This is a genomic window from Sellimonas caecigallum (genome assembly GCF_019754295.1).
Taxonomy (GTDB): Bacteria; Bacillota; Clostridia; order Lachnospirales; family Lachnospiraceae; genus Sellimonas; species Sellimonas caecigallum.
Genome location: NZ_VIRV01000001.1, coordinates 1 through 25,068 on the forward strand (window position 1 = coordinate 1; position 25,068 = coordinate 25,068).

A 25,068-nucleotide genomic window follows, 5' to 3' on the forward strand; every position below is an offset into this window, starting at 1 on the left:
CAACGCAGGGCGGAAGTTAAGAGTATCGTAGATAAAAAGACTTGGATCGATCTGCCGATGCGCTATCAGCCATACCGAAAACTGCATGAAAAGATGGTCCGCTTTTTCCTGAAATAACTTTCCCGAAAACAGGACTTGAGATCAAGGAAAAATATTTTAAAGTTTAAAAGCCTGCCGCATTCCACTTGTGCGACAGGCTTTTTAATACAGGCAGTCCTATGTCTGTTCAGGTACGCTTATTTTACCTCAACCAATTCGATCCGGAAATTCAATTCTTTTCCTGCCATTTCATGGTTGGCATCGAATGTGATGGAAGTCTCATCTTTCTCAACTACAGTGACCGGGAACGGCTGGCCGTACTGATTGGTAAGATAGATCCGCTGCCCTTCCTCCAGATTTTCAGATCCCGGAAGAAATGCCATTTCAATCATAAACACCGCGTTTGGATCCGGCATGCCATACGCTTCTTCCGGCATCAGATGGACATCAACAACCTGTCCAACTTCCATGTCAGCCACTGCAGCATCAAATCCCCGGATCATCTGTCCTGCACCACAGACGAATTCCAGAGGTTCCCCGCGGTCGTAGGAAGAATCAAACTGGGTACCGTCATTAAATGTTCCTCTATAATGCGTCCGGCAAGTCTTTCCCACATTGCGGCCAGTAATCGCCGGCTGTGATCCGCAGCCTCCTCCGCAGCTTCCGCAGCCTCCGCCACAGGAATGCTCTTCCTCGTGATGACCGCATTCATGCTCTTCTCCATGATGGCTGCAGCTGTGGCCTTCGTCATGATGGTGGTCGCAGGTTGCACCAGAAGAAGTCAGTTCCCCTTTGAGATAAGCTTCTACCGCCTGATCTGCATCGCCCTGGGCACCGGAGCATAACTCGATTCCTGCCTCTGCAAGTGCAGCCTGAGCTCCGCCACCGATCCCGCCGCAGATCAGCACGTCGACAGACTGTTCTGCTAAAAGTCCTGCCAATGCACCATGTCCTGTGCCATTTGAACCGATCACTTCACTGGAGATTACATTATGATCTTCCACTTCGTAAATTTTAAAATTCTCTGTTTTTCCAAAATGCTGAAAAATGTTTCCATTATCATACGTTACCGCTATTTTCATGTCCTCTTTTCTCCTCATTTATTTCTATTTCTGATTCTGACGATTCTATTATAAAACATCATCCGATGATTTCCAAGCTTTTATGCCAGAATCTGCTCCGGATGAAAATTCAGATAATCTCCTGATACCAGCATATAGTTGATTCCCCGGTAAATTCCCCGGATGCTGTCTCCAAACCGCCGTTCTCCATGACAGTGGGAGTAGACGACCGCTTCCACACCGTATTCTTCCGCAATCTGTGTAAATGGCGAAGCTGCCTCGAGAATACTTGTCGGCGGATAATGCAGAAACATTACAAATTTACGGTATCCTGCCTCTTCCGCCTGTCGAAAGGACTCCCGAAGCCGCTCCATCTCTCTTACAACCAGCTTCTTGGCCTGCTTTTCCCTCTCTTCGTCCCATCCCAGGATTCTTCCCTGAAAATCCAAATAAAACGGTCCTTCAAAAGTATATCCTTTCGTCCCCACCAGCGCATAGTCCTGATAGGCGGCAAAATTATTCTGCAAAAAGAAGAGCCGTCCGGCATATTCTTCATTCAGCCGTCTGGTCTTCTTCGCATCCCAGAACATATCATGATTGCCCCGCAGCAGGATCTTCCGCCCCGGCAGCCGTTCAATAAAGGCAAGATCCTCCCGGCATTCCGAAAGCTTCCTGCCCCAGGAATGATCGCCGGTCAACACAAGAGTATCCTCCGGCTTCACGATGCGATTCACGTACTTTTCGATCTTACGTTCATGGTGTTTCCACACTTTTCCAAATGCGTCCATCGGCTTGTCTGCCTGAAAACTTAAATGCAGATCACCCAATGCATACAATGCCATCCGGAATTACCTCCTCTGTTCAAATATATGTTAAAAATCGTACCGGAGAATTTCACAGTTTTTTACTCCAAATGCTGCGTATTCTTCGTTCGTCATATCAGTAAAATACGACTGTACGACTCTGGCAATTCCGTTGTGTGCGACCAGAATGTATGTCTTTTTCTCTGACTCCGCCTTGATATCATCCAGCAGATTGTAGATTCTCTGGGCCAGCTGGAGCGTCGATTCTCCATTTCCATGGTGGCTGGCAAACTGTTCTTTTTCCTTCTGGAAATCAGCGGCATTTCTTGGAGATGTACCCTCCCATTTGCCGAAATGCTGCTCGATCAGCCGCGGCTCTGCCTTTGCCGGAATCCCCATGATTTCAGAAATATGCCGTGCTGTCTCTGCTGCCCGGACAAGCGGAGAATACAGGAGTTCATCCGCCCGGATCCCTTCTTCCAGGAATTTCTTTCCTGTCTCCACAGCCTGCTGATGGCCGTACTCGGTCAGTTCACTATCTGTTCTTCCACAGATCTTATTTTCCACGTTCCACACGGTCTGCCCGTGTCTTACAAAATAAAAATGTCCCATGTCTGTTTATCTCCTATTTGATTTTTCTTCTGAAAGGAACCGGTCCACTACACGGTTAAATGTGTCCGGATTTTTTGATGCAATAAAATGATCCCCTTTTAAGCAGACGAATTTAGCCCCTGGGATTCTCTGTGCAATAAGCCTGGAATGGCGGTGCCGGATCATATCGTTCTTTCCCACAAGAACCAGTGTCCCTGCAGAAATTCTGCTCAGGTCCTCCGGCCGGATATAAGGATCCTTTACCATAAGTCCCAACAGTTCCTTTTGCTTTTTCGCTTTTTGGGAAATCGGCGCGAATAAAGATGCAATGCCGTACCCCGCCCAAATTGGAAGTACAATCGAAGTCTTCATTCCGGACGGGTAAAGATTGGCGCCGTTCAAAATGAGTTTTCTCACTTTCTGCGGGTATTTTAACGCAAACACCAGCGCGATATTTCCGCCGTCACTAAACCCAAGGATGTCCGCCCGCTCAATTCCCTTCTTCTCCATAAAAGAATACAAATCCTCAGAAAACTGTCGGATCGTAAAAGGTGCATTTCCGCGCGGGCTTCGTCCATGTCCTCTCGTATCTATCGCAATGACTTTGCGTGTTTTTGCAAAATATGCAATCTGCCGGGCAAAATACCGGCTATTCTCCCCGTTGCCGTGTAATAAGATCAGCGGATCTCCTGTCCCTTTTTCCATGGAATAGAGCTGGATATCACTCATATTTTCCCTCCCATTTTTACAGTCTGTCAAACAATTCTCTTGCACGCGCCATTCTTTCCACTACCGGAACGCCAAACGGGCACCTTGATTCGCAGCCTCTGCATGCGATACAGTCTTTTGCATTGGCCGAAAGCCCTTTGTAGTGTGCCCGAACTGTGCCCGGCACCTCTTTTTGCATCACTGCCAGGTCATAAAGTTTATTTACCATCGCGATATCAATTTGTGCCGGACATGGCGCGCAGTGTCCACAATATGTACATTGACCGGTGTAAGCATGACGAGGCGCATTTGCCAGGACACTTGCGTAATCTTTTTCCTCTTCTGTGGCTGTCTCGTAGGCAACTGCCTCTTTTACATGTTCCGGTGTATCATATCCGACAAGGACACTGGACACTCCAGGTCTTGTCAAGGCATAGTGGATGCACTGAACTGGTGTCAGCGCCACTCCAAACGGAGAAGTCTGAGGAGAGAACAGACGGCCGCCTGCATATCCTTTCATTACCGTTATTCCGACACCTTGCTGTTCGCAGATCTGATAAAGCTCTGCTCTCTCCGGATTGATCCCGCTTAAATGCTCTTCGTATGTCTCGGCAAAATAATTGCTCAGCTCTTCGCTTGCTGGAAGCAGATCAAAAGCTGGATTGATGCTGAAAAGTATCATCTCTATTTCCTCGCTTAAAGCTGCAAGTTTCGCCACTTTCGGATTGTGGGTACTCATTCCGATATGAAGAATGACCCCTTTTTCTTTTTGCTCCTTTACATACTCCAGAAATTCTCCCTCCATAATGCGGTAAAACTCGGATTCTTCATCTACGAAATGGATCATTCCCAGATCGATATAGTCTGTCTGAAGACGCGTGAGCAAATCCTCAAACGCAGTCTTAACCTTATCCAGATCCCTTGTCCGGACATACTGCCCACCCTGCCAGGTGGAACCAAAATGCCCTTGGATGATCCATTTTCCCCTTTTCCCTTCCAGTGCTTTTCCGATGTTAGAGCGTACATTTGGTTCCGCCATCCAGCAGTCTATGATATTGATTCCATAGCTTTCGCAGCATTCGATCACGCTCTTTACCTCTTCTTCATTATGCCTCTCCAGCCACTCTGCTCCAAGTCCGATTTCACTTACTTTCAGACCTGTTTTCCCTAGTTCTCTGTATCTCATGACAACTCCTCCGTTTCTTACGATACCGATACGCCTTTTGAGCATAGTATACTCCGTTATGAAAGCAATATCAACGCTGCCAGATCATTATAGTATGGAGTTATCTGTTCTGTCTGCAATAAATGCCGATGGCATCACTGGAAAATTCTGCCGTTCCGCCGCAGACATTATCAATATTCTCCGTATTTGCTTGTGTCAAAACTGAAAAATCCATTGTTTTTCCTCCGATCATTAGTATTCCACGGGCAAAAGTAATCAGCTTTTCCAGATGCTCCTTCTTTAACTGAAGCAATTCAATTTGCTGCTCCAAAGCCTTATTTCGGTCAAAATTCCGCGCATAGATAATCTCTTTGATTTCTTTAAGCGGAAATTCCAGCGCACGAAACAATAAAATCTGCTGCAGTCTTTCTCTCTCCTGGGGAAGCAATCAAACGGGGATTCAAAAGGCCGGATAAGGAACAGACATTTTTGTCTGCCCTTAACCGGCCTTATTTTTTATATTTGTTAATCGTGAATTTTCATACTGTGCAGAAGTTTGATAAAACCAGGATCGCTGTGATCTACGATCTCACTGTGACCTACATCCAGCCCTGCAATTTCTTTCATATCTTCATCGCTAAGCTGGAAATCCCAAACATCAAAGTTTTGCTCCATACGCTCTTTATGAACGGATTTTGGAATGACAACTACTCCTCTCTGTATATTCCAGCGCAGCGCTACCTGCGCAGCAGTCTTTCCGTATTTCTGTCCAATAGAGGTCAGTACCGGATGGTTAAAGATATCATGCTTTCCTTCGGCAAACGGTCCCCATGCTTCCGGACGAACGCCATATTCTTTCATTACTTCCAGCGCCTTCTCCTGCTGGAAGAAAGGGTGCAGCTCTACCTGATTGACTGCAGGCATAACTGTTACTGTTTCACACAAGTCAGTAAGACGTTCCGGGTAAAAATTGCAGACACCGATAGCCCGTACTTTTCCTTCCTGATAAGCTTCTTCCATAGCACGGTAAGCGCCGATATAGTCTCCAATCGGCTGATGGATCAAATACAGATCGATGTAATCCAGTCCCAGATTATCCATAGAAGTCTGAAGCGCCTTCTTTGCCTCTTCATATCCGGCATCCTGCACCCAAAGTTTCGTGGTAATAAACAGCTCTTCCCGCGGAACACCGCATTTTTGGATAGCTGCACCCACGGCTTTTTCATTCATATAGGCAGCCGCCGTGTCAATCAGACGGTATCCGCCGGCAATGGCATCCAAAACAGCCTGCTCACACTGAGCTGGATCTGGAACCTGAAATACACCAAAACCTTCCAACGGCATTTTAATTCCATTATTTAAAGTCACAAACTCCATAATTTTGTCCTCCTCAATCATATTTCTTTTCTTGTACATTATAAATATACCGTCTTCACTTTAAAAAGTACAATGCCGATTTCACAATCTGCTATAAATAGAATGCATACTAAATATTGCACAATCACTTTTATGGAGCTATAATGACAGATAAGCAAAGGAGGTATCTTCCATGATCGAGCTTTACCAACTCATGCAGCTTGTTTCCATCGAAAAATACGGAACCCTCTCCAAAGCAGCCGAAGCACTGCATTTATCTCAGCCTGCTCTGACCCGTTCTATGCAAAAACTCGAGAACGAACTGCAGGTTTCTCTGTTTCATCGTCAAAAAAACAAGATAGAATTTAATTCCAACGGTAAAATGGCGCTTGAATATGCCAGAAAAATTTTGGATCAGATACAAGCCATGACTAAGGAAATCCGCCACTTCGACCGGACACAGCACACTATTTTTATCGGTTCCTGCGCACCTGCTCCTTTGTGGGAAATTCTTCCGACGCTGTCTGATCTGTATCCGGATATGACCATATCAACGGAAATCAAAGAATGTGAGATGCTGATTCGAGGACTGAAAGACGGGACGTACCAGATGATCATTCTCCCCTATCCTGCGGACCTCGAAGGTGTCTCTTGTACTGAATTTCGAAAAGAACATTTATTTTTCTCTTTACCCAAAGCCCACCCTCTTTCTGGGAGAAAGGCGCTTCATCTGAAAGATTTGAACGGGGAAACGATGCTGCTGCGTTCCAGAATCGGATTTTGGGACCGCATAGTTCAGGAAAAAATGCCGGATACACATTTCCTGGTTCAGGAAGAAAATTTTGCTTTCGATGAATTAGTGAAAGCTTCTGTGCTGCCTTCTTTTACTTCTGATTTGGCAATCAAGCGAGACGGAGATACTCCAAGCCGTATATCTGTTCCAATTTTAGACAAAGAAGCGAATGTTTCCTACTACTGTCTTGTCAATCAGAATAACCAAATGGTGTCAGGAAGCTCATTTGTCTTTCCACGAGCGACTTCATCTTCCGCTCCGTGATTTTGTCTCCTGGCCCCACTTCCCCGCACAGCAGCGGCGAATTGGGGTCATAGGATTTGCAGTTTTTCTCAACACTTTCCCGGCTGTAATTTGCATAGCAATATTTACATCCGTTTTTACATGTGTTGTAGGCGCCAATCTCCACGCTTTCCATACATCCGCATTCTGCCCTCTGGTTTTTATCCTTTTTGACATTTATACCGCTCCCAATGATCTCTTCGATCAGTCTCTTGTCGATACAGCAGCTGGCTTCGATTCCGCACACAGACAAATCTCTTTTCTCGGCGCAGCTTGCAATCGTCATGCCATTCTTTTTTGCAGTTTCCGCCATTGTCCCCGCAAACGACATAAGTTTTGCCTCTTCCAGTTCATAGGCCCCTATCATCTCCAGATTTTTTCTGTTTTTCGGGTACGTGTCCACAAAACTGATCACGCATTGATCCGTATATCCACTCAGTGCGCCTGCAATCTGAGAAAAGGCACACAAATGATATTCCGGTGTATATACTCCGGTAAAAATGATGGGATCATACCTCCAGATCACTCTTTTCCTTCCTGCCTTTTCGGATAATTTTTGAAATACATCTATCATTTTTTCTTTTTTGTGCGGAACATTGGTTTCGATATCTTTTCCATATCCGGTCAGTGTAAACTGAAAATAATACTGATACGCAGACAATTCATCCAGTCTGTCCATCATAGGTTCCGGGTTCTTTGTCCAGAAAACGATACAGTCGACCACCTCTGGAGATAAATCAATTTTACTTATCTGGTGCATGTTGACTGGATTTCGCACATACAGAAATCCTTCCTGTATTCTGTTCAAAAACCATTCTGAGTAATAGTTTGGTATATCTGTCCTTCGGCTTGCACTCAATATCATTTTTCTCTCCCCTTCCTCCTATGATTATACCGTATACCCCAAAAGTAGATCTGTTGCAGCAAAACGGGGTGTGATCGAAAATCACACCCCATGTATATGTTCATAAAATATACCCTTTGTTACTGTACCTGAGGACCAGCTGAAACAAGTGCCTTTCCGGCTTCGTTTCCTTCGTATTTTGCAAAGTTCTTGATGAATCTCTGAGCAAGGTCTTTTGCTTTTGTTTCCCACTCGGAAGCATCTGCATAAGTATCGCGCGGATCCAGAATATTGCTGTCCACACCCGGAAGTTCTGTCGGCACTTCAATATTGAAGTACGGAATCTTCTTTGTCGGTGCGTTTAAGATATCTCCGTTAAGGATGGCATCGATGATTCCACGTGTATCTTTGATAGAAATACGTTTTCCTGTTCCGTTCCATCCTGTATTTACGAGGTAAGCTTTTGCTCCGCTCTGTTCCATTCTCTTAACAAGCTCTTCCGCATATTTTGTAGGATGAAGTTCCAGGAATGCCTGTCCGAAGCATGCTGAGAAAGTCGGTGTCGGCTCTGTGATACCGCGTTCTGTACCTGCAAGTTTTGCTGTAAATCCTGACAGGAAATAGTACTGTGTCTGCTCCGGTGTAAGGATAGATACCGGAGGCAGTACTCCGAAAGCATCTGCGGAAAGGAAAATAACTTCCTTTGCTGCCGGAGCAGAGGAAACCGGACGAACGATCTTTTCAATGTGGTCGATCGGATAAGATACACGTGTATTTTCTGTCACGCTCTTATCTGCAAAATCAATCTTTCCGTCTTCATCCAATGTAACGTTTTCCAAAAGAGCATTGCGTTTGATCGCATTGTAGATATCCGGTTCGGATTCCTTGTCAAGGTTGATAACCTTTGCATAACATCCGCCTTCAAAGTTGAATATACCATTGTCATCCCAGCCATGTTCGTCGTCGCCGATAAGAAGACGTTTCGGGTCTGTGGACAATGTCGTCTTTCCTGTTCCGGAAAGACCGAAGAAAATCGCTGTGTTTTCTCCGTTCATGTCTGTGTTTGCGGAGCAATGCATAGAAGCGATTCCTTTTAACGGCAGATAGTAGTTCATCATGGAGAACATACCTTTCTTCATCTCTCCGCCGTACCATGTATTTACGATAACCTGTTCACGGCTTGTAATATTGAACATTACAGCTGTCTCAGAATTGAGTCCTAATTCTTTATAATTTTCTACTTTTGCCTTGGAAGCATTGTAAACAATGAAATCTGGCTCAAAGTTTTCCAGTTCTTCTTCTGTAGGCTGGATAAACATGTTTGTGACAAAATGCGCCTGCCATGCCACTTCCATGATAAAACGGATCGCCATGCGAGTATCTTTGTTTGCACCGCAGAATGCGTCTACCACGAAAAGTTTTTTGTTGGAAAGTTCTTTCAGAGCGATGTCTTTTACCGTCTCCCATGCTTCCTGTGTAGCCGGGTGATTGTCATTTTTATATTCGTCTGAAGTCCACCATACTGTATCTTTGGAATTTTCATCCATTACGATGAACTTATCTTTAGGCGAACGTCCCGTATATTCACCTGTCATCACATTTACTGCACCAAGCTCACTTACCTGTCCTTTTTCGAAGCCTTCCAGATCAGGTTTTGTTTCTTCTTCAAACAATAATTCGTAAGAAGGATTGTGTACAATTTCTGTAGTTCCTGTAATGCCATACTTACTTAAATTCATTTCTGCCATCTTACTTTTTACCTCTTTTCTTTGATAATTTGGTACATAAATATAATAAGATCCTATGATGCAGGTCTTACGATATTCTGTAAAAAATGAAGCACTCCGACTTCCTACCTCTAATTATACATATTTACCCAATTAAATCAATAAAATTTCTCGTAATTCCACGGTAAAATTATCTGAATATTAGAAAGATTCCCGCTATTTCGGCATTTTCCGGCATCCGGACAATGCTAAATTTTTGTCGAATATGATATTTATTCAAGATGGTGTATATGTGTTGTCTGGTCTGCAGATAAGTCATAAATGTCCCTAAACGGGATTTTTACATTCACAATCTTAAGGTACCGGGACTGAAAATCTATCTTGGAAACCATGCCGGTTATTTTCAAATAATCTCGATTTTGAAAATAAACTACTGTGATCATATCATTTTTCCTAATCTGTGATAATTGGAAGCTCAGTTCTTCCGCGCGCTCTTCAGACAGTTCCATCTTCTCCACAACAGGCTTCTCTTTCTCTTCCAGCGCTTCTTTGTGCCCTTTCAACGCCGCAAAAGGCATAAACTGTTTTGCCCGCTCTTCCCTGCTCATCTTAAGCCGTTCCACTTTTATGTCCCCCTATCTGTTGATTCCGCTCTATGGTTGTAGCCCCTTTCTGCAGATCCATTCCCCGAAGCACCGCATTTTTCCCATACTTTTCTTTGATATCCAACATCGCTTTCATCAAAGAGCGTTCTTTTTCCATCGCCAGTGGATCTGTGAAAAGATCGTACTGGCGAAATGCCTCGTCAGTTACATGGTTGAATGTAAGCGTCATCCGGCGAATGGGCGTAAAGGGATCTACAATTCGATCATAGAGCTGTCCTGTACATGCGATGATCCGTCTGGCTGAGTTGGAAGCGGTGGTAAGGTGAACCGTCCCATGGGCCGGCCCTTTATTCAGGCGATTAGAATATCCGACATGCAGTGTGACTGAGTCCGTCAGGCAGCCTTTCTCCACCAGTTCCAAGCTCAGAAGATCTGCCATCTCTCTTGCGATCATCTTGCCTTCTCCAAACTCATAATCCCGCGGCAGCACCTGCCCTCCGGAGATGGAATTCTCTTTTGGCCGGTAAGCCTTTATATCTCTTATTTCCACGGTCTCCCTTCCCCAGGCATGGTCGATGAGCAGCTCCGCGTCGATGCCGAACAGCTTGTAAAGAAGATTTTCGTCTGCCTCCGCCACCTCCTGCATCGTGCGGATCCCCGCTGCCTCAAGGCGAGCAGCAATCCCTTTTCCGATTCTCCAGAAATCCGTGATAGGTCTGTGATCCCACAGAGTCTTCCTATACAGTACTTCATCCAGGATCCCAATCCGATCTTCTGCATGCTTTGCCGTAATGTCCAAGGCGACTTTTGCCAGATAAAGATTCGTTCCGATCCCACAGGCCGATGGAATTCCGATCTGTTCGAGAACGTCCTGCATAAGAAGTTTTCCCAGTTCTTTGGCTGTCATCCCATACATAGGAAGGTAGTCTGTCACATCGATAAACGCTTCATCTATGCTGTACACATGGATGTCCTCTTTTGCGATATATTTCAGATAAATCCCGTAGACTTCTGCTGAGTAATCAATATAAAGCTGCATTCTGGGCTCGGCCATCTCATATTGTATCCCATCCGGAATCTCAAACACCCGGCATCTTCCTGGAACCCCCATGGCTTTCAAAGCCGGGGAGACCGCCAAACAGATCGTTTTTTCCGACCGGTTTGGATCCGCCACCACAAGCCGGGCTTTCATTGGATCCAGTCCTCTTTCAACACACTCTACGGATGCATAAAATGATTTAAGATCAATGCACAGATAAGTCCTCTCCATTTTCCTTCCTCCCGTTATTCGAACATTTGTTCTGTTTTTATCATAACATAAAATATTCTTTTTGTGAAGAGCTGAAAATAAAACAGAAACACGGCAGATTTTTTCGCCGTGTTTCTCTCTTTCTTTATTACTCTGTACATTCGCACAGTTCCCTCAGCATATGATCCAGCTCCGGAAACTGCTTTTTCATTCTAATAGGTACTCCTTCCGGATTCAGGAAACAATGTCCGGAGTGGCCTTTTGCAACTATCTTCTGGCTTTCTTTTTCTTTCATCGTATACCGAATCAGCAGACGCACACCGTTGTACTCTTCCACTTCCACAGAAATCTCTACCTCATCCGGAAAAGTTGTCGTCTTTTTATAGTCACAGTCGACGTGGATGACCGGAGAACTGATTCCTTCTCTCTCCATCCGGTCATATCCCCATCCCGCCTCTTCCAGAAAAGCTACTCTCGCTTCTTCCATCCAGCGGATATAGTTGGAATGATGGGTCACGCCCATCTGATCCGTCTCATAATAATGAACTTTGTGTACGTATGGTTTCATTCTTCCCCTTCTTTCTGATTTTTTAACCGGTGTTTATTCTACATTCCATTTCTTTCGTTTATAAAGATAATACCCGATAAAAAAGACAGCCGTCAAGAGCCATGTTACCGGATAACTGAATATGATCGCGGATATCGTCGGGCTGATATGAAGAGCTCCCACAAGCCAGACGATTCTCAGAACACAGATCCCCACAAGTGTGATAATGACAGGCACGATTACATCTCCCATCCCCCGGAGCGTTCCCGCCAGCACTTCGATAAACACATAAACAATGTACCACGGTGTGATCAGAACAAGCATGTCGCTTCCAATCTGAATGACTGTCTCATCCGATGTAAACAGACGGAACAGGAAGGATCTCGCAACAATCAGAAAAACTACCAGCACAGCAGAGACTGCCAGATCCATAAGAATACATACTCGTGTACTCTTGTGTACACGCTTCATCTTTCCGGCTCCATAATTTTGTCCCACAAAGGTCGTGATAGAGATTCCGAATGCTGTGCTGATCATCCAGAATACCGCATCCAACTTCCCGTATGCTGACCATGCAGCCGTCGTGTCTGTCCCGAAAGTGTTGAGGGATGCCTGAATCGCGATATTGGTAATAGCAAATAGCACCGACTCAAACCCTGTCGGAATCCCAAGTTTGATCTGATATTTCATGGCAGATCCATAAAAACGGATCCCCGAGAGCCGAAGATGCAAAAGCCCTTCCGACTTCATAAGCTTTCTTGTCACAAGAACCGCACTCACTGCCTGTGCTGTCAGTGTAGCAAGAGCAACTCCAAGCACAGCCATGTGAAACGCAAGTACAAAAAGCAGATCAAGCACGATATTGATCAGGCAGCAGGTAATAAGGTAGTAAAGCGGACTCTTGGAGTCTCCTGTTGCCCTCAAGATACTTGATCCCATATTGTATACAAATGTAAAAAGGATCCCGCCGAAATAAATCCTCAGATAGACTGTGGAATCATGCATGATTTCCGGAGGTGTGTTCATAAGAAGGAGCATTCTAGGTGCCAGCAGGACTCCCAAAATACTTAAAACAATTCCTCCCGCAACAGCTACCGCATAGGCATTGTGAACTCCCTGACTGACTGCTTTCTCATTTTTGGCTCCAAAATACTGGGCAATAATGACGGATGCCCCGGAAGAAAGACCAGTAAAAAAACCCACAACAAGATTGACAATCTGTGAAGAAGATCCTCCCACACTTGCCAGGGCATTTTTCCCGACAAACTGCCCGACAATGACGGTGTCTACTGTATTATAAAGCTGCTGAAAAAATGTGCCGATCATGATCGGAAAGAAAAAGAAAAGAAGCTGCTTCCAGATAACTCCCTCTGTGATCTGATTTGTTTGTGTCGTTTTTTCCATAATAAATTCCCTCTTATCCTGTTAAAATGGTCCGTATCCTATCGCATTTGCAATCATTACCAAAACAAATGCACTGGCGATCATTGAAACATAGATCTTCCAGCAAAATTTTACCCAGGAGCCATAATCGACCCCGCACAGCGACAGCTGTACCAAAGCTCCGCCTGGCCAGAAACTGTTTGTGATGCCGTCTCCGTACTGGTATGCCAAAACCAGCACCTGCTGATTGATATTCAGGATTTTTCCGAGCGGCTGCAGGATCGGCATGATAATGACTGCCTTTCCGCTCCCGGAAATCACAAGGAAATTGAACAATGTCACAAAAACAAAAATAATCAGCAGTGCAAAAACAGAGCCTTTATTTTCCAGGATCACTGCCATTCCATGCACGATCGTATCCATAATGCATGCCTGATCCATAAGAACTACAACTGCCTGTGCAAGTCCGATAGCAAATGCGGCTCCGAACACACGGACAGCTCCCTGACAGAACAACTGGCACGCATCGCTTGGATGGATGCGGAACAGAATTACAAGTATAAATCCCATGATAATATAAATAGCCGCAATCTGCGGAAAAGACCAGGAAAGTTTCATGCATCCATAGCCCTGGATGACGACTGTGGCTGCAAACACAAGTAATCCCAGCACTTTTGGGGGTGTCATTTCCCCCATATCTTCCAAATGTCCGTCTTTTTTCTGATTTTTATACTCCTCTTTCAATATGCTTGCTTCCGGATTCTTCTTAATTTTGCGGCAATATGTGTAAAGACCGATAAGGCCGATGAGATAAAACACAAGAAGGCCCACCGCACGAAATCCGATCCCCGAAAAAATCGGAAGGCCCACAATCTGCTGCGCCACTCCTGTCGTAAACATATTCATAAGGCCGGCGGTAAATCCAACTGTACTTCCCACAATAGCAAGGCCTGTCCCTACAAGCCGATCATATCCAAGTGCGAAACCGATCGTGACAGCAAGCGGATAAAACGGATAGGCGGCCTCCCCATATCCCAGTACCCCAAACAGTACAAATACGGTATAGAAAATAAAAACAACAGAAAATTCTTTTCCTCTTGTTTTCCTGAGTATCTTCTGGATACCCGCGCCGAATGCCCCGCTTACTTCCAGAAGATAGATGACTCCTGAACAGATGAAAAGTGTTCCCATAATAGAGGCGCCATTTACAAATCCTTTGTAAACTGCCTCAAAATAGTTCATAAATGTGATCGGATTTTCATTTTCAATATAAGCGAACTTCTCCGGGTCAATGATTTCCATGCCTGTCTTGCTGTCTGTTACCGTTTCGTATTTCCCGCTCGGGATCAAGTAGGACAGTACTACGATCAGCAGCATGATAAAAAGAAGTATGATAAACACATGGGGCATATGAACCCCCTTTTTCTTTGTCTTTCCTTCCATGTTTCCTCTGGTCTTCTCCTATCTTTTCTTATTTATTTCCGCGCAGCCAGGACACCGCCACATTTGCATAGATCGCCGCTCCCTCTGAAAACACTTCCTCGTCCAGCACCATATGTGCATTGTGAAGCGGTGCATTTCCCGGTTTTCCCGCTCCCAAAAAAAGGAACATTCCCGGCACTTCCTGTGTGATATATCCAAAATCTTCCGTCCCTGTCATAGGCGGAATCTGCTTTAGCTTGTCCGTTCCGGCGATCTCCTGAATATACGGCACGAGTTCTCTGCAAAGTTTTTCATCTGTATAAGTACATGGAGTATGAAATGTCGTCAGCTCATAATCGCCTCTCCACGCCTTCACATAAAAATCAATGATTTCCGGCACTCGTTTCCTCAAGTGTTCGGATGCCTCCACATCAAGCGTCCGGATGCCAATGTGCAGTTCTGCCGTATCCGGGATGATATTCACTGCCGTCCCGCCTTGTGCCACACCGCACGTGAGTGTTGCCATAGCGGCCGGATCCGTTTCCCTTGTGAGCAGCAGATTAACCGCCTGATAGACTTGATTCATGATCATCAGCGGATCTACACAAAGCTGAGGCTGTGAACTGTGCCCGCCTTTCCCTGTAATTTTCAGAATGAATGTATCAAGAGACGCTGAGCAGACTCCCATCACATACCCTGCATCCCCAGAGTTTTCTATGGGCTGAACGTGCATGGCAAAAGCAGCATCTGGCTTCTTCTCTTTTAGAAGACCGTTCTCTACCATCAGTCGGGCTCCGGCTCCAGTCTCTTCCCCTGGCTGAAATAACAATTTTACGGTTCCTTTCAGTTCCCCTTCCATGTCTTTCAGAATTCTCGCTGCACCAAGCAACATAGCCGCGTGGCTGTCATGTCCGCACATGTGTCCCCATTCGCTCCCGGAGCAAAACTTCAAATTATTTTTTTCTTTGATAGGGAGAGCGTCCATATCCGCTCGCAAAAGGATGCACGGGCTTCCGCTTCCGATCTGTGCAACAATCCCCTCAGCCTTTTCCATTTTTGGGAATCCAGCTTCCATGAAATCTCTTGTCATCTTTTCCGGAAGTTGTCCCCCTATCGTTTTCCACTGGATCTCCATCTCGTCGAGCCGGTCTTTGATGTAAGCGGCCGTCTCCGGCAGATACATTCCCAGTTCCGGAATCTGATGCAGTGCTCTTCTGTCTTCTACAATCTGTCCATGGATTTCCTTTGCTTTTTTCAATATTTCATTCATGGTCCGCCATCTCCTTTAGTATTTCTTTTGCATATTTTTTCTATATTCCTTTGGCGTCATGTGGTATTCCTCTCTGAATAACCGATGGAAATGACTGGAATTTTCATAACCAACAGCTTCCATGATTTCCTCGATGGAATACGATGTCGACTCCAGCAGGTGTCCTGCCTGAATAAGTCGCCTCCTCTGCAGGTATTTTGTAAATGTGTAAGGTCCATATTTCTTAACGAGACGGCTGATATAGTATGAAGGCTGATTGACACTCTTTGCAAATTCATCCAAGCTGGCAGTCCGATACTGTTCTTCCACATACTGAAGTGCTTTTAAAACAAGATTTCGCTCATACTCTGACGGAGCACCGATGGTAATTTTGTAGGTCCGGTTCGTCAGTTCCAGAAAAAGCACTCCCATAGTAGCCTGCAGGATCCTCTGTTCGTTTCTTCTATGATAGATAAGACTGGTAATCATATTTTCCAGAAGATTTTGTGCCTCTCTCATCTCTTGCAGATGAAAATGCAGATACTTCTCCGAATTTTGCTCCTCTCGTATAACGCCTTCGATAAATCTCCTGAGAATAGTATCTTCATTCAGCATTCCCAGCGGATATCGCAGAAATTCCGGAAGGATCATAAAATGGATCGCCACATCGTCATAGGTCGGAATACTGGATTTATGTTTCACTCCCTGGCGCAAAAACAGAAGATCATCTTTCTCCATCACAAGTTCTGTCTCATTGTCTATGATCTGTTTGAGGGAGCCGCTGCAGATATAGATGACTTCCAGATAATTGTGCGCATGGGCGGGATAATCTACAAATCTCGTCCTTTTATATAATCCAATCAGCCCGTTTTCGTCTGTCATTTTCCTGTAATCAACGATATCTTCTCTCTCTTCTATAGTATAGTACTCCAGAGCACGGGATGCTTTTTGGATGTCGCTCTCCTCGCGGGATGTGATTTTCTTTAATTCTTCGATCAAATCAGGATTCATCTTACACCTTCTTTCTTTCAGTACACCAATTATAACACAAATTTCGTCCTCTTTTATGCAAAAAATGTCCTTTTTGTTTTCATTCGATATTTTTCGCAAAATCCGACGCTTTTTTTGCAATATAAGTTCTCAAAAAAATGGATATTTTGGTATATACTGGATATGTAAGTTAATACAGGCAAACACTGACTATGTCAGATGTCATGAGAAGGAGAGATTTACATGATTCAGTTGGCTGTTCGATTCAGACAAAACGAAGATGTACCTAAATTCGTGGATATTGTAGAGAAACTTCCTTATCACGCGGATTTGACAAGCGGAAAACGTGTTGTCGATGCCAAATCGCTTTTAGGTGTATTTGCTTTAAGCAAAGCATCCCGTTTGAAACTTTCTATTTATGCAAACTATGCAGATATTGATCCATCCCATTTGAATTGCCTTGCAGAATTTTCAGACAAAAAATCCGAATCTGACCGACAGGAAATTGCATAACTCTATTTTTTACACTCATTCCCAAAAAGCCCCGCATCTTTTTCAAGATAAAGATACGGGGTTTTCTCGTATTATCAATTATCCTTCTCCTATTGTCCTTACTTTGAAGTCATGCTATAATGCAAAAAAAAGAAAAGGAGTGTTGCATTTTATGAAAGTAATTATTTACAGTTCTGATATCTGTCCTGATTGTGTAGAAACAAAAGACCGAATCGCGAAGGCAAACATGGATGATCTTCGCTGTCTGTTTATCGATATCACAGAAAACACCGGAAATCTGAAACGGTTTCTGAAGCTGCGGGATACCCTCGACCTCTTCGATACTGTACGAAGGGATCACATTATCGGTATTCCCCTCTTTCAGTTTGAAGACGGAACTTATCTTCTGGACAAAGAGGAAGCATTTCGGAAAATGGGAATCATCTGATTCCTATTTCTCCTGCTTCCGCTTCCCTCTCTTTTGATCCGCTGAAAATACCATCTCCTGCTGCCACGAGAACACCTCCAAAAACAAGTGGTACTACACAAAACCAACTGGCATGAATACCGTAATGAAGCCACAGCAGGTAAGACACAGCAACCCCGGCATGAAAACTCAAGATCGTCCCTCCGAAAAACAGTGCTTTTTCCGCCTTTTTCTCTCTTCCTTCCTCATCGTGTGCACTCATCAAATAATCTGTTGCGGAAATAACCGTCTGCTTGAGATTGTTCGTGGAAAATATCGTAGAACTCACATAGCCGTTTGCCCCCTTAAACACACACCACTGAAATGCTGTGGCAAAAAACACAGGATACAGCGCAATGATCGGATTTGTCGTTCCAGGCACAAAGCCGACCGCCGTAACTGCCGTCAGGTCAAACACAATAGCAGGATACTTCAAATTCCAGCTTGTTGTCTTCTCGAGCACGACCGACAAAATCATCGCCCCCACATAGATAAGCAGGGCGCAAATACGGATCATAATTTCTTTTGGATTTCTTCCAAGGATATCACAAACAAGCTCGATCAGGTTTGCTGTCTGCGCGGATCCAAACACTTCCATCCTGCTTAAAATCGCATAGGCACCTATAAATCCTCCGCAGCATGCCATAATATAGTGAACAGCGACATCGCATTTCTTCTCTCTCAACACTGAAAACTCCTCCTTGACTGTTCTATATTATAGCACGTTCTTTTTGTTTTTCAATGGCACGACAAAAATATATAAAGGCGGAAAAGAAACACTCCCATATTGCTGCTTCTTTTCCGCCCTTCCGGTATCACATTATCCTTTTTTATCATTTGTTAACGCTCGTTATGATTTGTAATATAGAAAGCAAGCATATCAATGAATTCTGCATTTGTCGGTATTTTCTCCACCTTGCATCCTGCAATCCTGCTAAAACCCTCTTCCCCGCTTTGTCTCCAGCATACCTCTATGGCTGTTCGGATATTTCTTTCCACACTCTGCGGTGTCGTGTGCATTTCCTTTGCCACTTCAGGATAAATATTTTTCGTCACATTCAGCAGCAAGTCGTCATTTTCCAGTGCTATCATGATTGCTTTTGCCAGTTGATGATACCCTTGATATTTAGAAGTTAGTCCCAAACCTCTCAGTGTTTCATAGACTATCTGCATGCTTTCCTCCTCCCAACCTCCATACTATCATACAGAGTTTAGCCGGAAATATTTGGAAAAACTACAGTTATCGACAAAATGTAGCATCGCTCTTTTCTATATTATTTTTCATCACTTTTCATGTCCTTCAGCACATCATTTAAATCTACTGTAACGATACGGTCCACGCAGTTTACCGGGATTCCTCTGTAAGCATATGCCCCGGATTCAAAGAGCAGATAGAGACGTCCTCCTTGTACACAGATCTGTTCCAGTCTATTTGGAAGATCGTAACTTTTCAGCTCTTCTTTCTTTTTCAGCGAATACTTTTCCTCATCAACCGGAGCTCTCTCATAGATCCGCAGTTTAGAATCCGCATATCCATATGACTGGGATAAAAACAGATAATTTCCAAACACTTCCAGTCCCTGGATCTGAGGAAGGATATCTGCCCATTCCTGATCCAGGGCAACACGACTTAAAGACTCTCGTTCCTCATGAAGTTCTTCATACACTTCCCCCTGATTCTCATTGACGATCGAATCGACGGAGTACTTATTGATAATACTATCCCCAGACATGGAAAAATATCCCGCGTACAGGCTCCCTCCTCTAAAAGCCATAAATGAATTCCTCGTAAGTCCTTCCATTGGATAAGTTCCAAGAAACGGAAGGGGACGTTTGGACTTCTCATACTGATAGTTTTCCAGAGCTGGGATAGTATAAAGACTGACCGCTGCATTTCCATCTTGTCTGTCCGTTACCCACAAAAGTTTGTGAATATTATCATAGGCGATACTTCCCGCATGCGTGCGATTTGGCATGATAATCTCCTTTATGTATTTTCCACTTTCCTTATCAATCATGAAAAGAACAGAATTATGACGCTTTGTGTGACAGTATGCACTGACAAAAATATACTTGTCCGTCACATCAATTCCCTGGGGTGTCATGGATGTACACATATCCGACTGTTTCGTATTATAGTCGATGGTCTTTGTTGCCTTCAGCCCTGGTATGACATACGTGCCAAAATTCTTCTCGTTTTCCAGATGGCGAATCACTTCTTCATCGAAGAGATCCGGATAGTTGGAAAGAATCCATTTGATTTCATCTGCACTGTGCACAGCTGCTCCCGTATTTGTCTCCGTGTATCTTGTTCTCGGCTCATTGATTCCTCGATAAATCAAAATATAAAATGCAAACAGAATTGCCACGGCAATCCAAAATAAAAGGATATATATCCATATCCTGACAGTTTTTCTTTTTTTCACAGCTCTCACTTCTTTTTTATTCATTGCCACATTTCTTTTTATTATAAATCTTTACGAAGAAAAGGGCAAGACGGCCCGGGAAATCCCGTGGCCGTCCAAAAGGCTGTCCTATATACTCAGTTTTCTGTCCGCAATCCAACCGGAAGCAAAAAAGAGAATCATACATACAAGAATGTAAAATGCGTAGTCGAAAAATGAAATCTGTGACAAGATGCCCTGTGCTGTAACATTTCTAAGATTTATCAAAAATATATGGATCCGTTCGGTTACTCCGCTGATCACAAAAAACAATACGACGGAGATAAGCCCGGCAAACTTACTCTTTAACAATACGGTCCTGGACAGCGTGACTGCCAGAAAACCAGTCATGATGACCGTCGCCCATACGATGAACAAAAGCAGCAATGCCTGCAGAAGAGGTATCCAGTTAAACTCCGGTGTTCTCCCAATGAATTCCCAAATTGCACGCATCAGCTCTCCGATACTTGTCTCATAGACTGCGATGACAGAGAAGCAGGCCGCCATACCGATAAGAAACGCAACAGCTGCGAAAAACATCTGAAGTATTGCTGAAATAAATTTTGCCCCGAGAATTTCCCATGTGGAATGCGGTACCATAAAGAGCATATAACTTTGCTTCGTCCGCAAATCTCTGTTGTAAACAATCAGGCTCTCGATCCCGAGATAAAATACGGAAAACATACCAGCAATAGAAATAATCAAGACACCAAATCCTATCACAACATCACTTTCAGATATACTGCCTCCGATCATCAGGATAATCGATATGATCAGGCTGGCAAGAATAAGCAGCCTCGATGTTCTCTGTTTTCTCCATTCATATTTGATCAAATTTCCCATAATGCTCTCCTTCCCTACATCAATTCCCGATACAGGTCAGCAATCGATTTCCCTTCCTGCATCCGGAGTGTCTCTGTGTCAAACTCTCTCAGGATTTTCCCATCTTTCATAAACACCGCATTGTCAATAAAACTTTCCACTTCCTCGATCAGATGGGTAGAAATTACGATAACATTTTTTGCACTGACTGTCATAAGAATGACGTCAACGATCTCTTCCCTGGCTTTAAGATCGATTCCGTTTAACGGTTCATCCAGAAGATAAAGCATTGCTTTTCTCGACATGGTGGCAATAACCTTGAGCTTTGCCATCATTCCCGTAGAAAGATCCCGCACTTTCATGTCCATGTCAAGTCCTACTTTCCGGACAAGTTCCTCATATTTTTCTTCGTCAAATCCTTCAAAGAAATCTTTGTAATATTTCCCTACAGAAGCCACCTTCATAAAATCATAGAAAAATGCTTCCGTTGGCATATATGCGATCTCACTTTTCGCCCGGTATGTCCATGGGGCTCCATCAAAAATGACTTCTCCCTTAGCTGGCTTAACAAATCCTGTCATCATCTTCATCCATGTCGTCTTACCGCATCCGTTTGGTCCAAGAAGCCCGTATATATTTCCTCCGCGGAGCTTCAGAGTCACATCTGACACAACTTGTTTTCCTCTGTATACTTTTGTAAGATTTCTGCTTTCTGCGATCATTTTTCTGGCTCCTCCTCATACTCTTTTATCTCGGAAATAATCTCCGTCTTGTCAAATCCCAGATCTTTCATCTCTTTCATAAATCCCTTCAAAAGATCTTCCGCCATCTCTTTTCTCACTGTTTTCTGCATCGTCTCATCCTCCGTCACAAATGTTCCAAGTCCTCTTTTTGTAAAACAATACCCTGCCATCTCCATCTCTTTATAGATCCGCGCCGCTGTGTTTGGGTTGACTTTGTACTGGACGGCAAGCTCTCTGTTGGACGGCAGCTTCTCTCCTGGCAAAAGTTCTTTTTGCACGATCTTCTTTTTAATATCTCTTATTACCTGCATGTATATCGGCATACCACTGTCAAATTCCATGTGATCCTCCTCTCTACTAGTGAACTAGTTAAATAGTACACTAGTTTTTTAATATTGTCAATAACAAGAGCAAAAAAATTTCAGGCAAATATCTTTTTTCAAGATACACGCCTGAAATTTAATAAAAAATAATATTATGAAAAACTGTGCAGCCAGTCTGCTTTTTTGTAATATATGAGAAATGCGACAGAACTCAATGTCCATGTCAGCGGATATACCCAGTATACGATGGCAATGGACGAAATGAACATACCTGCTCCTGTCAGAAATGCCACACGTACCACACACCAGAAAATCATCATGATAACCATCGGCACCACTGCCTTCCCCGCTCCTCGCAGTATGGCTGCCACGGAGTGAGAAAATGCCAGTAGGAAGTAAAAAAGCGCCGCTGTCCTTGCTCTCTCCACCCCAAACCGGATCACTTCCGGCGTACTGTCAAAGGCTGCCGTGAATACCGGCGCAAAAATGAAGATCACAATCCCAATGACTTCCGCTATTCCCATAGCGCAGAACATCCCAAATTTTGCTCCTTTTTTTGCACGGTCATAATCTTTCGCTCCCAGATTCTGTCCTACAAATGTCGTAAGGGCAAGGGTAAAGCTTGTGATCGGCAGGAATCCGAATCCTTCAATCTTAGAGTAAGCCCCACATCCTGCCATAGCCATCTCTCCAAAAGAATTGATATTGGATTGTACCACTACATTTGCAATGGCGATAATGGAATTCTGAAATCCGGAGGGCAAACCAAACCGGATGATCTGCCCTAACATCTCCCGATCAAATCTTACCCGCCTCCATTGAAGTTTATATTCTTCTTTCGATCGCATCAGCTGTGTCATGCATAAAAATGCGCTCACAAACTGAGAAATTGCCGTCGCGAAGGCCGCCGAACCAACTCCCATATCAAATCCGGCAATAAATACGAGATCCAGCACTACATTGATGACAGAAGAAAGGATCAGATAATAAAGCGGGTGCTTGCTGTCACCTACCGCCTGCAGAATGCCCACAAAAATATTGTACATGACAAAACCCGTAGATCCCATAAAGTACACACGAAAGTAAGACACAGATTCTGGGAGGACATCTTCCGGGGTCTTCATCCAGATCAGAATCTGTGGTGCAAAAAATACGCCCACAATCGTCAGCACGGCACTTGCCACAAGCCCGAAGGCAACGGTCGTATGAACCGCCTGCTCCACACTTACTTCATCCCGCGCTCCGTAATATCTTGCTATCACGACTCCGGCACCGATAGCAATTCCGTTAAAAAAACCGATCATCAGATAGATCAGATTCCCAGAAGAACTAACCGCAGCCAGCGCATTGCTTCCAAGAAAATTTCCGACGATAAGCGAGTCCGCCGTATTGTACATTTGCTGAAATAGATTGCCCAGGAAAATCGGTATGGCAAAAAAAATGATCTTCTTCCATATTGGGCCTTCTGTCATTAGTGTCTTGGATGTCTCCATTTTTTCTTCCCCCTTAATCCTCTGTTTGTCTTTTTTATTATAACATAGATTTTTGACATAATCTTCCTATTTTCTGAAATCTTTTCGCTTTTGTGTCTATTTTGTCCGATAGTGATATTCCGGCAATGTCTCCATATTGTTTTCCAGTATACGATTACTCAGATACTTGATCATCTCCCCTTCTTGTCTTACCATCATTTCATGGCGGATAAGGCGGTCACTTCCAAGGCTTTTGCATACCGCATCTACTGTAAGCACAATCGTTCCGTATTTCCCTCCCCTCATCCCGATCACTTCCGGCAAAGAAAGCCCGAGCGCACCGGAGTCATTGCTTCTATAATCCTGTTCGTTCCAGGCATAACGCTGCGTTGCTGCATCAAAAACTGCAAACCTTTGAAGATCCTCCTCTGATACTGGCAGATATTCTTTCATGACTGCCTCAAACTCCTCTTTTGGCATGCCATCGGCATATTTATCCACAGGAAACGTCTCTTGGTATTTTATTTCATAAAACGATTCGAACAAAGCGTTGTAATCAATCTTGTCCTTATGTTCACTATCCCAGTCCGACCACAAAAGATTACTGCTCTGATATCCGATAGGGAAAAGATATTTCTCAGAAATCTCTCGATTTCTCTCCTCCAGCGGTTTTACTCTAATGGCGTCATGCCCGTCAATAACCTCCGTTACGTCAGGAGGCTGCGGGACACAGTATTCAAAAAGAAACCACCCCTTCTCCGTATAGGTAAACCATTCCATCCTTGTGAGAGTCGAGTCGGAAACAGCTATATCATCGTCTTCTCCCCATGAGAATCCGGTGTTGAGCACATACATGTCTTTCCCGTCATAAATATATTCACTTCTCCCGATATCTCCATTTTCCCGCAATTCGTATATCGTGACCCGGTCCTTTTTCCCCTGCGCTGCCTGTCCTAGAAACACATCCATTTTTTCATAATGATGCATCACTTCGTATGCAGTTCCCTCAACAACAATATTCCCATCCTTTTCTAACTGTTCTGCCATTTGCTGAATAGCTACATCCGGTAAAACTCCGGTTTCTGCTGCTCCACGGAAAGCCTGATAGGTCTCTTTTATATCCATCATCTTTTCTTTTCCGTCTTTTACAGCTTTTTCTTCTGCTTTTTCATCTACCGGCAGGTCGTAACCTTTTTCCTGATTCGCATCATTTCCTGCTTCTTCTGTAGTATCTGTCTTCTTTACAGAATCTTCTCTGTCTTTTTCGCCCAGGTTCTGCCATATCATGCACCCTGCAAAAAGCACAAGAATAAGCAGTATGATCCAGATACCATACTTTTTTATTACCCATCTTATATCATCCATTTATTGCCCCTTCTTTAAATCTTATTTGCCCTTTTAAATCCTATATCCCTAATATTTAAAAGTCAAGTGAATTCTTCTGCTTGCTGATGTATAATGAAATAGAAAAATGAAAAAGAGAAGGTGCACG

General features: G+C 44.0%; 27 protein-coding genes. 3 read left to right on the top strand and 24 right to left on the bottom strand.

Annotated elements, in window-relative coordinates; all coding sequences use genetic code 11:
• Positions 1-236: 236 nt before the first annotated feature.
• From FLB61_RS00005 to FLB61_RS00035, 7 genes are all read right to left on the bottom strand, one after another.
• Entirely contained in the window at positions 237-1,121 is an 885-nt protein-coding gene (locus FLB61_RS00005) for a NifB/NifX family molybdenum-iron cluster-binding protein (RefSeq protein WP_221919080.1), read from the bottom strand.
• Between the two features lie 80 nt (positions 1,122-1,201).
• Positions 1,202-1,942, bottom strand: a complete 741-nt coding sequence (locus tag FLB61_RS00010; protein WP_221919081.1) for a metallophosphoesterase — start codon at positions 1,940-1,942, stop codon at positions 1,202-1,204.
• 30 nt (positions 1,943-1,972) lie between these two features.
• Entirely contained in the window at positions 1,973-2,515 is a 543-nt protein-coding gene (locus tag FLB61_RS00015; protein WP_221919082.1) for a histidine phosphatase family protein, read from the bottom strand.
• 6 nt (positions 2,516-2,521) lie between these two features.
• Complete coding sequence (locus FLB61_RS00020) at positions 2,522-3,223, bottom strand: alpha/beta fold hydrolase (protein ID WP_221919083.1); 702 nt, start codon at positions 3,221-3,223, stop codon at positions 2,522-2,524.
• 16 nt (positions 3,224-3,239) lie between these two features.
• Positions 3,240-4,388: an aldo/keto reductase gene (locus tag FLB61_RS00025; protein ID WP_221919292.1), complete on the bottom strand. Its 1,149-nt coding sequence runs from the start codon at positions 4,386-4,388 to the stop codon at positions 3,240-3,242.
• 100 nt (positions 4,389-4,488) lie between these two features.
• The gene (locus FLB61_RS00030; RefSeq protein ID WP_330625446.1) at positions 4,489-4,776 is read right to left on the bottom strand and encodes a MerR family transcriptional regulator; all 288 of its coding nucleotides are present in this window, start codon (positions 4,774-4,776) and stop codon (positions 4,489-4,491) included.
• Between the two features lie 116 nt (positions 4,777-4,892).
• Positions 4,893-5,744: an aldo/keto reductase gene (locus FLB61_RS00035; protein ID WP_221919084.1), complete on the bottom strand. Its 852-nt coding sequence runs from the start codon at positions 5,742-5,744 to the stop codon at positions 4,893-4,895.
• Positions 5,745-5,916: 172 nt separating this feature from the next.
• Between FLB61_RS00035 and FLB61_RS00040 the strand changes: the two genes are divergently transcribed.
• Entirely contained in the window at positions 5,917-6,780 is an 864-nt protein-coding gene (locus FLB61_RS00040; protein WP_221919085.1) for a LysR family transcriptional regulator, read from the top strand.
• On the opposite strand, the gene FLB61_RS00045 is transcribed toward FLB61_RS00040, so the two are convergent.
• From FLB61_RS00045 to FLB61_RS00085, 9 genes are all read right to left on the bottom strand, one after another.
• A complete protein-coding gene (locus tag FLB61_RS00045) occupies positions 6,707-7,663 on the bottom strand; it encodes a DUF1848 domain-containing protein (protein ID WP_221919086.1) in 957 nt (318 codons plus the stop codon). The genes FLB61_RS00040 and FLB61_RS00045 overlap by 74 nt on opposite strands.
• Before the next feature lie 119 nt (positions 7,664-7,782).
• Positions 7,783-9,390, bottom strand: coding sequence for a phosphoenolpyruvate carboxykinase (ATP) (gene pckA / locus FLB61_RS00050; RefSeq protein WP_087199688.1), 1,608 nt, complete (start codon positions 9,388-9,390; stop codon positions 7,783-7,785).
• A gap of 251 nt (positions 9,391-9,641) precedes the next feature.
• Positions 9,642-9,992: a YolD-like family protein gene (locus tag FLB61_RS00055; RefSeq protein ID WP_330625447.1), complete on the bottom strand. Its 351-nt coding sequence runs from the start codon at positions 9,990-9,992 to the stop codon at positions 9,642-9,644.
• Complete coding sequence (locus FLB61_RS00060) at positions 9,979-11,244, bottom strand: Y-family DNA polymerase (protein ID WP_221919087.1); 1,266 nt, start codon at positions 11,242-11,244, stop codon at positions 9,979-9,981. Before FLB61_RS00060 ends, FLB61_RS00055 begins: the two co-directional genes overlap by 14 nt.
• 127 nt (positions 11,245-11,371) lie before the next feature.
• Positions 11,372-11,791 carry an acyl-CoA thioesterase gene (locus FLB61_RS00065; protein ID WP_087199684.1) on the bottom strand — a complete coding sequence of 140 codons (420 nt, stop codon included), beginning with the start codon at positions 11,789-11,791 and terminating at the stop codon, positions 11,372-11,374.
• Between the two features lie 33 nt (positions 11,792-11,824).
• The gene (locus tag FLB61_RS00070; protein WP_087199682.1) at positions 11,825-13,174 is read right to left on the bottom strand and encodes an MATE family efflux transporter; all 1,350 of its coding nucleotides are present in this window, start codon (positions 13,172-13,174) and stop codon (positions 11,825-11,827) included.
• A 21-nt stretch (positions 13,175-13,195) separates the two neighbouring features.
• The gene (locus tag FLB61_RS00075; RefSeq protein WP_087199680.1) at positions 13,196-14,596 is read right to left on the bottom strand and encodes a YfcC family protein; all 1,401 of its coding nucleotides are present in this window, start codon (positions 14,594-14,596) and stop codon (positions 13,196-13,198) included.
• 28 nt (positions 14,597-14,624) lie between these two features.
• A complete protein-coding gene (locus FLB61_RS00080) occupies positions 14,625-15,845 on the bottom strand; it encodes a M20 metallopeptidase family protein (protein ID WP_087199678.1) in 1,221 nt (406 codons plus the stop codon).
• Positions 15,846-15,860: 15 nt separating this feature from the next.
• A complete protein-coding gene (locus tag FLB61_RS00085; protein WP_087199676.1) occupies positions 15,861-16,835 on the bottom strand; it encodes an AraC family transcriptional regulator in 975 nt (324 codons plus the stop codon).
• A 222-nt stretch (positions 16,836-17,057) separates the two neighbouring features.
• Between FLB61_RS00085 and FLB61_RS00090 the strand changes: the two genes are divergently transcribed.
• Together FLB61_RS00090 and FLB61_RS00095 are read left to right on the top strand one after the other, a co-directional pair.
• A complete protein-coding gene (locus FLB61_RS00090) occupies positions 17,058-17,327 on the top strand; it encodes an HPr family phosphocarrier protein (RefSeq protein ID WP_221919088.1) in 270 nt (89 codons plus the stop codon).
• A 151-nt stretch (positions 17,328-17,478) separates the two neighbouring features.
• Positions 17,479-17,754 (top strand): hypothetical protein, encoded by a 276-nt coding sequence (locus FLB61_RS00095; protein ID WP_204244032.1) that lies wholly within the window; start codon positions 17,479-17,481, stop codon positions 17,752-17,754.
• Here the strand turns inward: FLB61_RS00095 and FLB61_RS00100 are convergent.
• The 8 genes from FLB61_RS00100 to FLB61_RS00135 form a co-directional block, all read right to left on the bottom strand.
• Positions 17,747-18,460 carry a YoaK family protein gene (locus tag FLB61_RS00100; protein WP_221919089.1) on the bottom strand — a complete coding sequence of 238 codons (714 nt, stop codon included), beginning with the start codon at positions 18,458-18,460 and terminating at the stop codon, positions 17,747-17,749. The genes FLB61_RS00095 and FLB61_RS00100 overlap by 8 nt on opposite strands.
• Positions 18,461-18,612: 152 nt before the next feature.
• Positions 18,613-18,945, bottom strand: coding sequence for a sporulation initiation factor Spo0A C-terminal domain-containing protein (locus tag FLB61_RS00105; protein ID WP_087199671.1), 333 nt, complete (start codon positions 18,943-18,945; stop codon positions 18,613-18,615).
• 101 nt (positions 18,946-19,046) lie between these two features.
• The gene (locus FLB61_RS00110) at positions 19,047-20,198 is read right to left on the bottom strand and encodes a YncE family protein (protein WP_221919090.1); all 1,152 of its coding nucleotides are present in this window, start codon (positions 20,196-20,198) and stop codon (positions 19,047-19,049) included.
• Positions 20,199-20,306: 108 nt separating this feature from the next.
• Complete coding sequence (locus tag FLB61_RS00115) at positions 20,307-21,059, bottom strand: ABC transporter permease (protein ID WP_221919091.1); 753 nt, start codon at positions 21,057-21,059, stop codon at positions 20,307-20,309.
• 14 nt (positions 21,060-21,073) lie between these two features.
• The gene (locus tag FLB61_RS00120) at positions 21,074-21,760 is read right to left on the bottom strand and encodes an ABC transporter ATP-binding protein (RefSeq protein WP_221919092.1); all 687 of its coding nucleotides are present in this window, start codon (positions 21,758-21,760) and stop codon (positions 21,074-21,076) included.
• A complete protein-coding gene (locus FLB61_RS00125) occupies positions 21,757-22,122 on the bottom strand; it encodes a GntR family transcriptional regulator (protein WP_087199663.1) in 366 nt (121 codons plus the stop codon). The genes FLB61_RS00120 and FLB61_RS00125 overlap by 4 nt, the downstream gene beginning before the upstream one ends.
• Before the next feature lie 134 nt (positions 22,123-22,256).
• Positions 22,257-23,597, bottom strand: coding sequence for an MATE family efflux transporter (locus FLB61_RS00130; RefSeq protein WP_221919093.1), 1,341 nt, complete (start codon positions 23,595-23,597; stop codon positions 22,257-22,259).
• Positions 23,598-23,693: 96 nt separating this feature from the next.
• Positions 23,694-24,941 (bottom strand): DUF6070 family protein, encoded by a 1,248-nt coding sequence (locus FLB61_RS00135; protein ID WP_221919094.1) that lies wholly within the window; start codon positions 24,939-24,941, stop codon positions 23,694-23,696.
• Positions 24,942-25,068: the final 127 nt, after the last annotated feature.